Raw genomic sequence first — 16,154 nt, forward strand, 5'->3', positions numbered from 1 at the left:
GTAAGAGCTAAAGGCAAACGCACTTTCCGTTCACTTACCATGGAAGGTGAGCAGATTGAATTTAGTGACGGATTCACAGACCTGCACACACTCAGCTATGAAGAAGTTCTGAAAGGCAATGGCTTCGGATTGAATGAAACCCGCGCAGCCATTGAATTAGTATATACTATACGGAACTACAAGACGAATAATTAAACGTCTGGTTAGCCCTAACCGGCTATACAGGGAGTAAAGCAACAAGAATAAGTTCTTGTCACTTTGCCAATTTAATTATTAAAGGTGAAGAATGTAGTCGCAGCGGCATTGTTGTGCCCGGCTTTTTTAAAGAACCTCCTTTTGCTTACAGGATGGGTATACTTCTATACCTTTCCTCAGCTATATATACCTTGACAGTAAATGTATATAGCTGGCTATTAAAGATGCCAAAGAAATTAAACCAGCAGATCAGAATTAGTTCTAAATACAGTAACCCAATAAACAGATTCTATAGATTTTAAAAAATAAAGAGCTTGAAACAAGTAGTATTAAATTTCCTTAAATCTAAGAATCTCAACAATGCTGCCTGGAGCTCGGTAGATGCCATTGTATACCCGGCACTCATGCTTTTGGCTACACCGGTTTTCATCAACAAACTGGGTGTAGAGCTATATGGTATATGGATGTTCATCAACACCATTATGGCGAGCATTGGCATCCTTAATATAGGGCTTGGCGATGCAACCGTAAAGTTTGTTTCAAAGTATCTTGTTGCCGGAGAGAGGGAGAAGGTAAATAAGATCATCGGTGCTACGTACTCGGTATACCTGGTGCTTTGTGCGGTTGTGGTGCTTGTGGCAATCGTCTCTTCATTTGTTGTGCGTGAGTATAATTGGCTGCACCTCGCAGAGGGCAGAACTACCGTGGTGTTCTATACTATACAAATTGCGGGGCTCACACTCGGATTAAAATTTATCGAACAGATTTTTCTGGCCGTGTTTAAAGGCTATGAACGATACGATCTGTCGGCCAAGATATCCATCCTGGGGAAAGTCACCACGCTGGGCGTTAACCTGTTACTTGTGGTGCTTGATTTTTCCCTGATACACATCTTCATAGGATCGTGTTTTGTTACATTTATATACTTGCTTATAGAAGCATGGCTGGTCTATCGTTTTTCAAATTTCACTCACTTCATCCCATTATTTGAGCGAAAGTATATTCGTGAGATTTTCAGCTTTGGTATCTGGACGTGGTTTCAGTCCATCATCGGTATTTTATCCGGGCAGGTCGATAAGTTCATTGTTATCTCTTTATCCGATATAAAAACGTTTGCTTACTACTCTATCGCTCTCACAATCTTCACACAAATACACAGTGTTTTCTCCGCATCTGTTGCCTGGATATTTCCCGTGATCTCCAAAAAGATCTATATGGGCGAGAAGGTTGATCATCTGTATAACAAGATTCAATTTTATTTTTTAGGTGTAGCTACCATTCTTCTTGCTGTGTTTTATGTAATCAAAGATCCGTTTATCCTCATGTGGTTAAAGGAAGATACTTATAAAAACACGATCGATTTCATCAGTTTATTTATATGCTATAATTTAGTAATGGCTACGACTATAATTCCATACTACTTTTTGAATGGAAGCAGCCATTTCAGATTAAATACCCTGTTCATGCTCTTAAACCTGGCATCGAGAGCTCTATTTATTCCACTGCTGTATTATTTCATGGATACCCAAGGACTTGTTATCGGGCTCATTATATCGGGACTTGCCGTCACTCCTGTCCAAATGCATTATTTCACCAAAAAGATTCTGGGTGTACGCGATATGCTTGCCGGTGTAAAAATCATGGTGCCATCCATTCTGTTTCTGGTAGTCTTCTCGAAAAACACGATATTGCTTTCTGTTCTATGTCTGGCTGTAATTCTGATTTGGTATAAATTTATTTTTCGTCCCTCAACCAATCCATCATGACCTGCCACATTTGTTCAAACGAGAGCCCCCCTTTATTCTCCAAGCTACTGCTGGGAAAATACAATGTTGATTATTTCAAGTGCAGCAACTGCGAGTTTATTCAAACAGAAAAACCTTACTGGCTACAGGAAGCATATCAAAACTCAATCACTGCGCTGGACATTGGCCTTGTATATCGTAATCAATATCTATCAACAGTAGCGCAGGCGTTGATCACTCGATTCTTTAACCCCGGCAAAAAGTTTCTGGATTTTGGAGGTGGCTATGGATTATTTGTCCGCATGATGCGGGATCGTGGTTTTGACTTTTACCGACAGGATAAATATTGTGAGAATCTGTTTGCCAAGAATTTCGACATCAGCGATCTGCCGGAAGAGAGTAAATCTTTTGAACTGGTTACATCCTTCGAGTTATTCGAGCATCTCGAAAATCCAATGAATGAAATTCAAAAGATGTTAAGCACTGGAAACAGCATTCTCTTTTCAACGGAAGTACAGCCAACACAGGGAGATATTTCTTCCTGGGAATACCTGGCCCCGGAAACCGGTCAGCATATAGCATTATATAGTGTTAAGACCTTGCAGACCATTGCGCGAAAGTTCAAATTGAATATATATACCAACAGCTTCAATATTCACCTTTTAACTCCGTTGTCGTTAAGCACAGGTGTGTTTAAAATTTTGGCAAGACCCAAGATCGCTTTTGTCTACAATCTGTTCCGGTCAAACCGGCAATCTTTATTGGAGCAAGACTATAGTTTTATAAAACAGAAGTTAAGCCAGAGCATTTGAAAATAAATCAAAAAAAATTAGATCAGGTCCATAATGTTTTACACAGCCGTCTGGTGCAACACAAACGAAGAAGACTTTAAGAGAAACATTCCCTTCGAGCTATTAGCGGAAAGCATTCATCGCTATAAATCGAATGTAGAATTTAGAGTTGTTTTTTTAGAGGGGATTGAAAAAGTATCTCAGGAGTATTTGGCCACGTTGCAACGTGCGGGCTTTACCATTATAGATTACTGCCGTCAGTTTCAAACTATCATTGAACAATACCCGGAGATCAATGCAAACTATAGCCGATATGAACGCAACTGTTTGCTGCGATGGATCGCTTTTAAAGATATACATGAGAAAGAGTTCGCACAGCACCCGCAGTTCTGGCACCTCGATAGCGATGTAATTCTCCATACATCGTTGGATGAAATATGTCGCGATACTGCAGGAAAAACTTTTATGTTGCAGGGCTGCCCCGTATTTGTTTCTATATCCGACTTCAATTGGTTTCGCACGTATGAACGAGAATTGAAAGCGCTTGATAAAAATATCATTGGATACTCCAACATAGCATTTGCAAAAAAAGAAGCCTGCAAAGCAGTCGATCTATCATTGGCCAACGAATCGCTTTTCAGAAATCCTATAGGGAGCGATCAGGATCTACTGGAGTATCTCGTTTCATCGGGCACGCTTTACCAGGATAAGCGTGAAGTTGTATTCAACTCGCAATACTATTGGATTCAAAATCCTCTTGCTATAAATACCTGGCATCACATTCAGGTTTCAGAACATGAACGTTTCAAGTCGTCTGATAATTTGCAGGTAAACATCGCGAATAAGAAGCTTGCTTTTATTCATTATCAAAGCACGTTTTCGAATTATGTAAACATCAGCATGTTTCTGCAAAACACGTTTATACCAAAGAGTTTGCTTAAGTCGATTATTCGCTATCAGATTTCTGAAACAGATTTCAAAACCACATTTACATTCCGATTGGTTGGTAAAGCCCTGAATGTTTTTCGCGGAGCGAACAGAATGGCAGTGATCCGGAATATGATGGCCTCATCAAAGACCAATGGTTCACCCCGACTTATATCCGTATTAAATTTATTGCTTGAGCTACATTAACAGAAGCTGTTAAACATGAAGGTACTTCTCGATCATCAGATTTTTGCATTTCAAAACTATGGAGGTATATCCCGCTACTTTGTAGAGGTGGCCGATCACTTAAAGCATTACCCGGATATAGATCTTAAATGCTCGGTATTATTTTCCAATAACGAGTACCTGGAAAACAATGTAGCGATCAAGGCACGTCCTTTTTTCAAAAATTCCAACCTGAAAGGCAAAGGCACTTTCATTCAAAAGATCGACACGGCCTATAGCATGCTGTCTATTCTGAAAAATGATTACGATATATTTCATCCTACTTACTACTTTCCTTACCATCTTGGGTTGAATAAAAAGCCATTGGTAGTAACGTGTTATGATCTGATTCACGAGATCTATATACAGGAAGACAAAAGCACGTTGAGTATGAAGGAAAAGGTTCTGAAACGCGCAGACAAAATCTTCGCTATTTCCAAGAACACAAAAAAGGATCTTGTCGAGTATTATAATATACCCGAAGAAAAAGTAGAAGTAGTATACCTGGCAAGTTCACTCCAGAAGGTCACCACTCCCTATAAAATCGACTCGGAAGGTGGAAAACGATTTTTCTTATATGTAGGAAAAAGAAATCTCTACAAGAACTTTGTTCCTTTCGCTGAAGCTATAGCTCCGTTGCTTACCAAGCACAAAGATCTTTTTCTATTCTGTGCAGGCGGAGGTAACTTTGATAGTGATGAGCTAAATTTATTCAGGTCATTAAAAATTGCAGACCGTGTTCAATACTACCCGGGCAGTGACGAAAGCCTGAACACTTTATACTCTAACGCAATGGCCTATATATATCCTTCGTTGTATGAGGGATTCGGCATTCCGGTGCTGGAGGCTATGGGCTGTGGATGCCCGGTATTGGCGAGCAATACCAGTTCGCTGCCTGAAGTAGGTGGCGATGCTGCCCTGTATTTCGATCCACTGAAAAAAGATGAAATATACCAGGCTGCGGAAACTATATTGGAGAATGAAAACCTGCGAAGCAATTTGAAAGCAAAGGGGCTTCAGCGGGCTGCAGAATTTACGTGGGAAAGAACAGCACAGCAATCTTATTTGCTGTATAAAAATATTGTATGAAAACTGCTTTTATAACCGGTATATCAGGACAAGATGGTGGGTATCTGGCCCAATTACTCTTAAGCAAGGGCTATAAAGTGATTGGCATTACCCGCAACAATCATCCAACCAATCTTTATAACCTATCGTACCTGGGTATACAAGAGGAGATTCTATTCGAAGAAGGCGACTTGTGCGATCTTCCTTTTGTTATCCGCATACTGGAAAAACACAATCCGCAGGAGATTTATAATCTGGCAGCACAGAGCTCTGTGGGGCTATCGTTCGCGCAGCCCACAGCTACTATACATTATAACATTAGCTCAGTATTAAACTTACTGGAAGCTATACGAATTGTAGACAGCTCGATTAAACTATACCAGGCTTCAAGCTCGGAGATGTTTGGTAAGGTGAGCAACCTGCCGGTAACATTAACTACGCCTATGCACCCGCTAAGTCCGTATGCTATATCAAAGGCTACGAACTACTGGACGGTGATCAACTTCCGTGAATCGTATAACATGTTTGTTTGCAACGGTATATTATTTAACCACGAATCATATCTGCGGTCGAATACCTTCTTTGTAAAAAAAGTATTGCAGGACAGCTTCAAGATAAAAAATGGCAAACTGGATCACCTGCGTGTTGGGAACATCGATGTAAAACGAGATTTTGGATTTGCACCAAAATATGTTGAAGCTATGTGGCTTATGTTACAGCAGAATGATCCGCGCGATTTTATAATATGCTCAGGCAGGTCTATATCCCTCAGGCATATCATTGAATATATATTCGACAAACTGTCGCTGGATAAAAACAAGGTAGTGATTGATCCGCAGCTATACCGGCCTACAGATATATTGGATATCTATGGAGATAACACCGCAGCCCAGGAACTCCTGGGCTGGTCATATACGCTGAAGTTTGAAGAAGTATTAGACCAATTGATTCAGGAAGAAGAGCAGAACTTAACTATAGCGCGTGCTTAATCAAACAATGACAGATCAACCTTTAATTTCAGTTGTTACCGTTGTTTACAATGATGTAAAGAATCTTGAGAATACGATGAACAGCGTATTCAGTCAAACCTATAAAAATGTAGACTATATTGTTATTGATGGTGGCAGTACGGACGGAACTGTAGACATTATTAAAAAACATGCATCTAAACTGAAGTATTGGACCAGCGGCCCGGACAAGGGTATATATGATGCCATGAATAAAGCTATAGCAGCAGCTTCCAGAGAGGGCTGGATGAACTTTATGAACAGTGGCGACAAGTTTGCTTCGCCTGATGTCCTCGACAAAATAGGATATGCATTATCTCAACAAGCGGGTGTTGATATACTATACGGAAATGCCGAGATACAATATGAAGGCTTTGGCGTACCTTTTAAAATTCAACCGTTGCATACCTTGTGGAAGTATTCTCCCTTCTGCCACCAGGCTGCTTTTATCAAAGCATCGTTAATGAAGGAATATCAATATGATTTACAGTATAAAATAGGCGCTGATCACGATTTGTTTTTTCGTACCTATAAGAATAATGGTATATTCTCTTACATCAACGTGCTCGTATGCCTTTTTGATGGCCGGGAAGGGACAACTAAAAAGCGCATTGTGCAAGCTATACAAGACAAAAAGAATATAGCCCTGAAGTACGAACCCGGTGCCGGGAAGTGGCTTTACTATCAGTTTTACCTGGCCTATATAAAATTTGTAATCGCAGCAAAAAGATTGTTGGGCACTAAATTAACAGCCACTATCACGCGATTACTAAAAAAGAAATAAAGAATTAATATTTTTGAAGTATTGGGAGACACGCAGAAAATAATAAAACTTTTACCCTTCTCGCACTATAGCAATTTCGTCTTTAGCAGAGAGAGGCTAACCTATTGGGGGTTATGGCTCATTATACCCTTCAGCAGTTTTACCAGTCATACTATATTGGCAATTCCTCCTACGCTTGTGTTGTTTTTTGTTGGCACTATTATACTGGTTGGCTTCATTCACAGGTTCAACATTTCCAACTCTCAATTACTGCCGGTAGCCTGTATTATTTATTTCTTTATAAGTCAAACAATCATCGGAGCTCCACTTGCCAGGTATATGGGAGTGCTTTTCGCTATTGCTTATTACGTGGTAGTTACAGGATTTGGACCGCAACTCTCTTCAGAAAGATTAACGTTACTAGCTACTAAATTTATTAATTACTCAACATTAGTTCTTATAGCAGAAGGTATATGGAGGCTAACCCATCCCAATATGGAATATGCTTCGTTTGCCGAGAATGGTGATGCACGATGGATTTATCAATACAAATTCGGGGGGCTCATGTATGTGGATAGTAATGCTGTGGCAATCCATATTATTATTTTATTGTTCTTTATTTACTATAGGGAATTAGATCATGATGAACGATGGTTCAAAACCAAAATGGTACTTATTATTTTATTGATCCTTACCTTCTCGCGTGCCGGATGGGCAGGTGCGTTTTTAGGATGGGTATATATTCGTTTTTTGCGCAATCAGAAAATTGAATTTTACCTGGTCAACCTGGTTTTCTCTTCCATCGCATTAATCTTTTTCTATAAATTCTATCTTGAAGAAAAAATAATGTCTGATTTAAGCTTTCAGTCGAAGCTCGAAATTATAGGCATCGTATCAAAATATTTTTCCACTGCATCGGTTCAGGAGTTATTTTTTGGGATTGGATTTTCAAATTCATCTGTACGGCTTGGTATCTATGCGCACAACTTTTTTATGGTGTACCTCATTGAGTCCGGATTGATAGGACTTATGCTCATCATTTTTATGTTTATCCAATTAGCAGCCGCAACCAACAAAAAAGCCCTCTATATAATTGTTCCATTTCTGATAACCACGTTGTCTTCAACCATTACCTTTATGCCATTCTTCTATGTCTCCGTGGCGCTAATTTTTCTGATGGAGAGACACAAATTCAAAGCAGAAACATTAGAAATCATCGAGGCATGAAAATCAGGGTTTTGTTTTTTGTATCAACATTAGAGAGTGGTGGCCCGACCAATGTTATTTACAATATCATTAAGTATATAGATCGATCGATCATTGATCCGATCATTGTAACGCTATCACCCGAACCTGCACGCACGCGTGAAAAAGATTTTGAGAAATTGGGAGTATCTATATATCGCTTCAATCAAAATCGCCTTTCGTGGTTAATCTCCGGTGGCAAAAAACTCCGTGATTTTGTTGCTCAAACAAAGCCACATATTATTCATAGTCATTCATTACGGCCCGATATATTTTCGGCCAGGCACCTCCGGCCCTATATAAGGCTTAGTACACTTCACGCCAACCTGCAGGATAACTATCGGAATACCTATAACTGGCCAATAGGTGATTACTTTGCACACACACAAATCAAACAAGTTAATCACCTCGAGAAAACGGTTGCCTGTGCAAAATCAGTATATGAAGTATATAAAGATCAGGTAAAGACGCTGGGTTTTATACCGAATGGTGTCGACAATGAAATATTCGTCCCTCAATCTTCTGAAGCCATTCGGGAGAAGCGGTTACAACTCGGCATTCATCCCGACAAAAAAGTATTTATTACTGTAGGTTCTCTCTGCGCCAGAAAAGATCCACATACTGTTATAAAAGGCTTTCTGGGAAGTAATCATCAGGATGGTATATTATTAGTATTAGGCACTGGCGAATTGGAAGAAGAGTTGAAGAAAGCATACGGTCATCTTCCCAACATTATATTCAAAGGTTTCATTAGTGAAGTAGCGAAATATATAGAGGTTTCTGACTTTTTCATCTCCGCATCATTTTCAGAGGGCTTACCCAACACAGTATTGGAAGCGCTGAGTTGCGGCCTGCCGGTTTGCCTGTCTGACATCGCTGCCCACAGGGAAATACTTTCAGTGGACGCGCGTGCTGGCCTTACTTTTCCCTGTGGTGAGTATGAAGCATTGTCAGACGCTATAAATCGCCTGGCTAATCAAGACTATACATTGTTGCGCCAGGCAGCTATCGGTATTATTGAAACAGAATTGAGCGCAAAGAAAATGTCTGCCAGCTATCAGGAATTATATATTTCGTTATACCAGCAGTATAGCTCTACAAAAAAGTAGCACATGATCATCGATCAGATAAAGAACACCAGAGGAAAGATGCTGAATCTGTTCTATGCTCTTATGCCTTTAACTTTTTTCTGCTCTATCAAAATATTCAACATTGCCCTCTTCTCGTTTTCCGCTATCATTCTTATATACCTTTTAATCGACATTAATCGTTTGAAGGAAAAGAATTGGAAAGCATCCGCTATACTCTTTATACCTTTTATAGTGCTGTTATATGCTTTTCTTTTAGACGTCTTCAATCACGATGCAGCAGGAGGCTGGCATTTTTTTGAAACATACCTACCGATCGCATTCTTCGCATTATTAATTACTACTGCTGAAATCAATAACCGACAGGTTCACATCAGCAAAGTTTCGTTTTTCATAGGATGTATTGCCGCAGCATGGGGTTGCCTCGGCATTGCATTTTGGAAAAACATAACCGAGCATGATCGCATTGTTCACAACTGGAATTTTGTGGAAACAATGAAATTCTATGAAGATCATCCTATTGGTGTTGTTAATTGGGGCTTTTTTCTATACTCAGAATTTGCCAATGCAATCGGGTTTCACACCACCTATCTAAGTATATTCTTCATCACAGGTATAGCTTTCGGCTTCTCCCTCGTAGGGAAATCGCGTATAGCAAACGCTTTGATCATAATCGGTATATTATTGTTAACGATCGAGGTGTTCCTGCTTAGCAGTAAAATATCGCTGCTTATACTTCTGTTGGTTTTTGGCTTAACAGGAATTAGAGTATTATATCATGCCACAAAGCGCGTTCGGTATATAGCAGCCGGAGCAGCCATTCTGTTTATCGTTACCGTAATGTTGTTGTTTCCTGCAGGCTTCTACAGATTCCATGCCGTTGTTACAGATCTTCAGTCCAGCAATTATCAGGAGGAAGCCGATATGGCATCCAGCAACCTTCACAGACTCCAGTTGTGGAAAGCTTCACTCAATCTTTTTCAGGAGAAACCATTGACCGGTTTCGGACTTTCAGGAAGCGAAAATGCGCTGAGGGTCGCAACGCATCAAAATGGAGATCAACGATTCAATACCCATAATCAGTACCTGATGATCCTGATCTCGACTGGTATTTTAGGAAGTGTACTGTTTTTAACAGGATGCTTCACTTTCGTTGTTTCATCAATTCGGGCAGCAGATTATATTTACGCAGTTTTTTTACTGATAATATTAGTGGGTTTGCTGACTGAGAATTTACTCAGCAGGCATGCCGGTGTTGTGCTCTACTCTTTTTTTAACGCTATGTTTTTTATCCACCTGCACAATCGGAAGAATGAAAAAATATGATCTAACCGTTTCTATTGTACTCTTTAAATCCAATCCCGCCATTGTCGGACAAGCTATTGATAGTGTATACAAAAGTTCGCTCAACTTCAAATTGTACCTGATCGATAACTCGCCTACCGATGAATTGCGCTCATTAAAGAAAGATGACAGAACGGAGTATATTTTCAACAATAAAAATCTTGGTTTCGGAAAGGCTCATAACATTGCTATGCGCAAAGCCACTGAAGAGTCACTTTACCATCTCGTTCTCAATCCGGATATATACTTTCATGAAAATGTATTAGAAGACCTCTTTCAATACATGGAGAAAAATAAAAGTGTAGGGCAAACCATGCCGAAGATCCTTTATCCCGATGGCAACGTTCAACACCTTTGCAAGTTATTGCCTACGCCAACGGATCTGTTACTACGAAGATTTTTCTCATGGCTTCCAGGATTCAAAGAAAGAAACAGAAAGTACGAACTTATTGATAGCGGGTATAACAAAATCATGAACATACCGTATCTATCGGGGTGTTTCATGTTTATGCGATCGGAGTCTCTTCAGCAAGTGGGCTTTTTTGATGAGGCAATCTTTATGTATATAGAAGATGCTGATCTTACGAGAAGAATCCATCAGCGTTATCAGACTATATTTTACCCGGCTGTTCAGGTATATCATTATTATGCCAAAGGTTCTTATAAGAACTTCAAGCTAATGCTTTACAACATACATGGAGCACTTGTCTACTTTACAAAGTGGGGATGGTTCTTTGATAGCGAACGAAGAAAGATCAATCAACAAATAAAGAACGAGTATCTTAAAACAAACTGATTCAATGCCTAAAATATTGCTCACCGGAGGATCTGGTTTTATAGGAAGTCATTTTCATAGATTGTTACCTGCTGGTACATTTATAAATCTTGACTTGGTAAAACCTTCATTTCAACATGAAGCTCCTTTTATTACCGGTGACATCCGAAAAGAAGAAGACATAAAAAAAGCCTTAACAGGAAATCATGTTGATACTATCATTTCACTCGCAGCCAAACACCACGACTTTGGTATAGGGCACGATGAGTACTTTGACACTAACGAAGAAGGAACACGAGTTATCTGTAATCAAGCCACAGCCTTCGGAATTAAAAATATTATTTTCTATTCCTCGGTGGCTGTATATGGTATACGCGAAGCGATCTCGGATGAGAATATGAATCCTCAACCGGATTCTCCGTATGGAGCATCGAAGCTGGCTGGTGAAAAAGTACTGGAACAATGGGCAGCAGAAGATCCGGAGCGTAAGGTGCTGATCATTCGTCCAACAGTTGTCTTTGGCCCTAACAACCTGGCAAACATGCGCAACCTGATTCGTCAAATCGACTCTGGCGTTTACTTTCATTTAGGTAAAGCCGATAATATAAAGTCGATTGCGTATGTAGAAAATGTAGTGGAAGGTACTATGTTCCTCATGGAGCGCATGAAACCTGGCGTATCCGTATACAATTATGCGGATGAGCCACAACTCACTGCTCGTGAGATCAGTAACCTTATAGCAAAAGCGTTGGGGAAGAAGATCAGGATTACTGTGCCTCCGTTCATCGGTATATTACTAGGACTCCCGTTTGATCTGATCATAAAACTTACCGGCAAAAATCTTCCTATTTCTACATCACGGATTAAGAAACTGGGAACACAAACCTATCATTCAGCCAAGAAAATTTTCGCTGCGGGCTTTAAACCAAAATATACCACTCACGATGGTATACAGAAAATGGTAACCTGGTACAAACAAGAATAATTAGTTGACTGAGTATTGAAATCGCATTCTACAAGCAGAACGAGTTTGATAGACAGCATGGGGATTTAATTCCCATTCGCTATTTTTGAAAGTTATTTGCTTTTATGGCCATTCAGCTCGCAGCTGCTACAACTTCTTTTGTTATTGCTTTCTTGATCGTTCCGGTGATCATTAAATACTCATTGCAGAAAAACCTGGTTGACATTCCGGGCAGAAGAAAGATTCACAAGAAGGTAACACCATCGATGGGGGGAATCGCGATTTTTATTGGTTTCTTTATTTCATCATTGATATGGATTGATATTCAGAGCTGGGGCACCATCAAGTTCATTATGGTGGCGCTCTCGGTGATTTTTTTTATTGGTGTGAGAGACGATCTCGTTCCCTTGCGTTGGATGATCAAGCTGATGGGACAAGTGATGGCTGCATCGCTTCTTATTTTTCTGTTTGATCTGCGTATCAAATCTTTCTATGGTGTATTCGGGATCTATGAATTACCTGACCTGATAAGCTATACGCTGACCTATTTCACGATTATTGTTATAACAAATTCATTCAACCTCATTGATGGACTGGATGGATTGGCGGGCACTATTGCCACTTTGTCGTTGATCGCTTTTGGAGTTTGGTTCTTCCTGATTGATGATTTTATATTTTCCATCCTGTCGTTCTCCATGGTGGGAGCCATTTTCGCTTTTCTCATTTTTAATTGGGAGCCATCGGAAGTCTTTATGGGCGATACTGGAGCACTGGTTATAGGTATGATGCTGGCCATGCTTACAATTCGTTTTGTTGATCTGAACTATAACCTGCCTGAGCACTTCCCGTATCGTTTCAATGCGTCCATCGGTACAGCGGCTTGCTTCATTATTATCCCGTTGGTTGATACACTTCGCATTGTACTACTGCGTTTATTAAAAGGACAGTCTCCGTTCAAACCTGATAAGAGTCACATTCACCACGCCATAATGCGATTGGGTATGTCGCACAGTCAAACCACTTTGGTGTTGGGCGGAGCTCAGGTATTATACATTACACTGGCATTGATATTCCATAATTTTTCAGAGCGATATATACTAACCGGCGTGATCGTTTTATCATTCGTGCTTAGTGTTGTTCTCGACCGCCTTATTCTGGGCAAGCTTTCGCCCAAAGAACTCGAAGACTGATCTGATTAGGGCAATCCATCTCTAAATTGTATTTTTGACCTCATTCATTTTGACGTCATGCAAGAGAGAATTAAGTCTCTTCTACAGGAAGTAGAAGAATTTTCAGCCAGTGATAAACAGGGTATAGAAACATTCAGACTTCGTTATGTAAGTCGCAAGGGAGTTATTGGCGATTTGTTCGAAGAGCTGAAGCAAGTTCCTGCAGAAGAAAAGAAAGCCGTTGGAAAAATTTTGAATGAACTCAAACAAGCTGCTGAGGCCAAGCTCACAGTTTTAAACGAGCAGTTAGAGTCTACATCTTCTCAAACAACAGATATCGATCTTACCCTGCCTGGTATTCCCAATACAACAGGCAACCTTCATCCTCTTGCCTTGACGCGCTATAGAATCATCGAGATTTTTGAAAGACTCGGGTTTAATGTGGCCGATGGTCCGGAGATAGAAGATGACTGGCATAATTTCTCAGCTCTTAATTTTCCTGAAAATCACCCTGCACGCGAAATGCAGGATACATTTTTCGTTGAGAAAAAAGGAACTGCCGGGGCTCAGCAGGATATTTTATTGAGGACACATACTTCGAATGTTCAAATTCGATTGATGAAAAAACAAAAGCCTCCTATACGTGCCATTATGCCCGGACGGGTATATAGGAACGAGGCTATATCTGCCAGAGCTCACTGCTTCTTCCACCAGGTTGAAGGTTTATATGTAGATAAAAATGTAAGCTTCACAGACTTGAAACAAACACTGTTTCACTTTGCAAAAGAAATGTATGGAAAGGATATCAAGCTTAGATTAAGGCCATCCTTCTTTCCATTTACTGAACCCAGTGCAGAGATTGATGTTACCTGTTTGATTTGCAAAGGCGAAGGATGTGTAGTATGCAAGCGTAGCGGATGGGTTGAGATTGCCGGAGCAGGCATGGTTCACCCGAATGTCTTAAAAAACTGTGGGATTGATCCGCAAGAATATACTGGTTTCGCTTTTGGAATGGGGATCGAGCGCGTAACACAATTACGTTACCAGGTAAATGACCTCCGACTATATTCTGAAAATGATATTCGCTTTTTACGACAGTTCCATACAAGTGATATAGCATGACGGCTGAAAGCATAAAGACCATCGCTGTAATAGGAGCAGGCACCATGGGCCAGGGAATTGCTCAGCTAATGGCTTCTGCCGGTTATACAGTGATGCTTTATGATGTTCAATCCGATCTTACCAGAGCGGCAATTGCGTCCATTCGCAAAAACCTTGAAGTAAGTGTTGAAAAGAATAAAATCACTGTCGAGAAAAAAGACGAAGCCATCAATAGAATAGAAGCTGTTGGTGATTTCCGAATGCTTCAGGTAGATCTTGCAATAGAAGCTGTTATTGAAAAGATTGATGTGAAGCAAAAGATTTTTTCAGAGCTGGAAAAGATCAATGGCCAGGATTGTATACTCCTCAGCAACACATCTTCCATCTCCATAACACAGATTGCATCTGTACTTAAATACCCCGGCAGGTTTGCCGGACTTCATTTTTTTAATCCGGCTCCAGTAATGAAGTTGGTAGAGATTGTAAAGGGAGTTGCTACAGACGAAGCCACTATTGAACTATTAAAAGAATTTAGTTCAAGGATTTCAAAGTCGGCAGTTATAGCGAAAGATTCTCCAGGCTTTATCGTAAATCGTGTTGCCCGACATTTTTATACCGAGTCCCTAAGAATAGCAGAAGATAACGTTACAGACTTTCCAACTATAGATGCTCTGATGAAAACCAGCGGATTTAAAATGGGGCCATTCGAGCTTATGGATTTAATCGGAATAGACATTAATTATTCTGTAACGGATGCTATGTTTCATGCCTTTCATCAGGAATCTAAATTTAGGCCCAGCCGACTTCAACAACAAAAAATTGAGGCCGGCTATCTCGGAAGAAAATCAGGAAAAGGATTTTATGAATACTAAAAATATCGGACTGGCTACACGCTGGAAGTCATTAACCTTACTTGCATTACTCAGTTGTTCATCTGATTTAAGTGATGATGCAATCCCTTATCAGCCATTCCAAGATATTGTTATTAATCTTAATCTCCCTGAGTATAATACACTTAAAACTACAGGGCATCAAAATATAAAAGGTGGAGTTCGAGGTATAATCCTGCATCGTGTAAATGCGACCTCATACCGTGCATTCGAGCGCAACTGCTCATATCAACCTGCTAACGCCTGCGCCACCGTAGAGATACATGCTTCTGGATTATACATGACAGATCCTTGTTGTGGTTCTAATTTTGATTTTAATGGAGCTCCTATGGGTGGGGCTGCCTGGCGCCCTCTTCAACAGTACGCCACTACCTTAACCGGTTCTGATCTTCGGATCAGTTCAGATATAGTCCAGTAGCATAGGTTTTCAGGCTTTGGTCGATGGATATTGAGTGGTATCGAGAAGATATGATAGACAGGCATAAAAAGAAAAAGCCTTTGGAAGATTTCCAAAGGCTTAGTTTGTAAAAAGAAAGGCAACGACTTACTCTCCCAGGTGTTATCCCAGTACCATCAGCGCTGGTGGTCTTAACTTCTCTGTTCGGAATGGGAAGAGGTGATCCCCACCGCTATAGTCACCTTAAGATCTTTAGTTCTAACACGACTCATCAGAACTATCAATGTCTTTGACAATATTAGCAAAAGAGTAGAATATCATTTCAAGTAAGCGTAGTGCGAAGCAAGCACACAGTAGCCAATTCGTTGTTTGGGGCGGATGATCTTGATGCTATCGCACATCCGCCCTGAAGCGTTCGGGTAATTAGTACTGCTCAGCTTTGACATTTCTGCCTTTACAC

At 40.3% G+C, this 16,154-nt stretch carries 15 protein-coding genes, 1 rRNA gene and 1 pseudogene; 16 read left to right on the plus strand and 1 reads right to left on the minus strand.

Features of this window, described 5'->3' with window-relative positions:
- The 16 genes and pseudogenes from VIN08_RS18685 to VIN08_RS18760 form a co-directional block, all read left to right on the plus strand.
- Positions 1-195: pseudogene (locus VIN08_RS18685) on the plus strand (oxidoreductase); the annotation flags it as partial.
- Between the two features lie 314 nt (positions 196-509).
- Positions 510-1,961 carry an oligosaccharide flippase family protein gene (locus VIN08_RS18690; protein ID WP_331968093.1) on the plus strand — a complete coding sequence of 484 codons (1,452 nt, stop codon included), beginning with the start codon at positions 510-512 and terminating at the stop codon, positions 1,959-1,961.
- Positions 1,958-2,752 (plus strand): class I SAM-dependent methyltransferase, encoded by a 795-nt coding sequence (locus VIN08_RS18695; protein ID WP_331968095.1) that lies wholly within the window; start codon positions 1,958-1,960, stop codon positions 2,750-2,752. Before VIN08_RS18690 ends, VIN08_RS18695 begins: the two co-directional genes overlap by 4 nt.
- A 33-nt stretch (positions 2,753-2,785) precedes the next feature.
- Positions 2,786-3,865 carry a hypothetical protein gene (locus tag VIN08_RS18700; RefSeq protein WP_331968097.1) on the plus strand — a complete coding sequence of 360 codons (1,080 nt, stop codon included), beginning with the start codon at positions 2,786-2,788 and terminating at the stop codon, positions 3,863-3,865.
- Between the two features lie 15 nt (positions 3,866-3,880).
- A complete protein-coding gene (locus tag VIN08_RS18705) occupies positions 3,881-4,972 on the plus strand; it encodes a glycosyltransferase family 1 protein (RefSeq protein ID WP_331968099.1) in 1,092 nt (363 codons plus the stop codon).
- Entirely contained in the window at positions 4,969-5,940 is a 972-nt protein-coding gene (locus VIN08_RS18710) for a GDP-mannose 4,6-dehydratase (protein ID WP_331968101.1), read from the plus strand. Before VIN08_RS18705 ends, VIN08_RS18710 begins: the two co-directional genes overlap by 4 nt.
- A complete protein-coding gene (locus tag VIN08_RS18715; protein WP_331968103.1) occupies positions 5,933-6,742 on the plus strand; it encodes a glycosyltransferase family 2 protein in 810 nt (269 codons plus the stop codon). The genes VIN08_RS18710 and VIN08_RS18715 overlap by 8 nt, the downstream gene beginning before the upstream one ends.
- A gap of 21 nt (positions 6,743-6,763) precedes the next feature.
- Positions 6,764-7,948 (plus strand): hypothetical protein, encoded by a 1,185-nt coding sequence (locus VIN08_RS18720; protein WP_331968105.1) that lies wholly within the window; start codon positions 6,764-6,766, stop codon positions 7,946-7,948.
- Positions 7,945-9,075 carry a glycosyltransferase family 4 protein gene (locus VIN08_RS18725; protein ID WP_331968107.1) on the plus strand — a complete coding sequence of 377 codons (1,131 nt, stop codon included), beginning with the start codon at positions 7,945-7,947 and terminating at the stop codon, positions 9,073-9,075. Before VIN08_RS18720 ends, VIN08_RS18725 begins: the two co-directional genes overlap by 4 nt.
- 162 nt (positions 9,076-9,237) lie before the next feature.
- On the plus strand, positions 9,238-10,380 hold the full coding sequence (locus VIN08_RS18730; RefSeq protein ID WP_331968109.1) for an O-antigen ligase family protein: 1,143 nt from the start codon (positions 9,238-9,240) through the stop codon (positions 10,378-10,380).
- A complete protein-coding gene (locus VIN08_RS18735; protein WP_331968111.1) occupies positions 10,367-11,194 on the plus strand; it encodes a glycosyltransferase family 2 protein in 828 nt (275 codons plus the stop codon). The genes VIN08_RS18730 and VIN08_RS18735 overlap by 14 nt, the downstream gene beginning before the upstream one ends.
- A gap of 4 nt (positions 11,195-11,198) precedes the next feature.
- Positions 11,199-12,158 (plus strand): NAD-dependent epimerase/dehydratase family protein, encoded by a 960-nt coding sequence (locus tag VIN08_RS18740; RefSeq protein WP_331968113.1) that lies wholly within the window; start codon positions 11,199-11,201, stop codon positions 12,156-12,158.
- A 104-nt stretch (positions 12,159-12,262) separates the two neighbouring features.
- On the plus strand, positions 12,263-13,327 hold the full coding sequence (locus VIN08_RS18745) for an MraY family glycosyltransferase (protein WP_331968114.1): 1,065 nt from the start codon (positions 12,263-12,265) through the stop codon (positions 13,325-13,327).
- Positions 13,328-13,384: 57 nt separating this feature from the next.
- Positions 13,385-14,428 carry a phenylalanine--tRNA ligase subunit alpha gene (pheS, locus tag VIN08_RS18750; RefSeq protein ID WP_331968116.1) on the plus strand — a complete coding sequence of 348 codons (1,044 nt, stop codon included), beginning with the start codon at positions 13,385-13,387 and terminating at the stop codon, positions 14,426-14,428.
- Positions 14,425-15,279, plus strand: a complete 855-nt coding sequence (locus tag VIN08_RS18755) for a 3-hydroxyacyl-CoA dehydrogenase NAD-binding domain-containing protein (protein WP_331968118.1) — start codon at positions 14,425-14,427, stop codon at positions 15,277-15,279. The genes pheS and VIN08_RS18755 overlap by 4 nt, the downstream gene beginning before the upstream one ends.
- Positions 15,269-15,715: a hypothetical protein gene (locus tag VIN08_RS18760; protein ID WP_331968120.1), complete on the plus strand. Its 447-nt coding sequence runs from the start codon at positions 15,269-15,271 to the stop codon at positions 15,713-15,715. The genes VIN08_RS18755 and VIN08_RS18760 overlap by 11 nt, the downstream gene beginning before the upstream one ends.
- A 113-nt stretch (positions 15,716-15,828) precedes the next feature.
- Here VIN08_RS18760 and rrf read toward each other — a convergent pair.
- Positions 15,829-15,940 (minus strand): 5S ribosomal RNA (gene rrf, locus VIN08_RS18765).
- Positions 15,941-16,154: the final 214 nt, after the last annotated feature.

It is taken from the genome of Ohtaekwangia sp. (assembly GCF_036568665.1).
Lineage (GTDB): Bacteria > Bacteroidota > Bacteroidia > Cytophagales > Cyclobacteriaceae > Ohtaekwangia.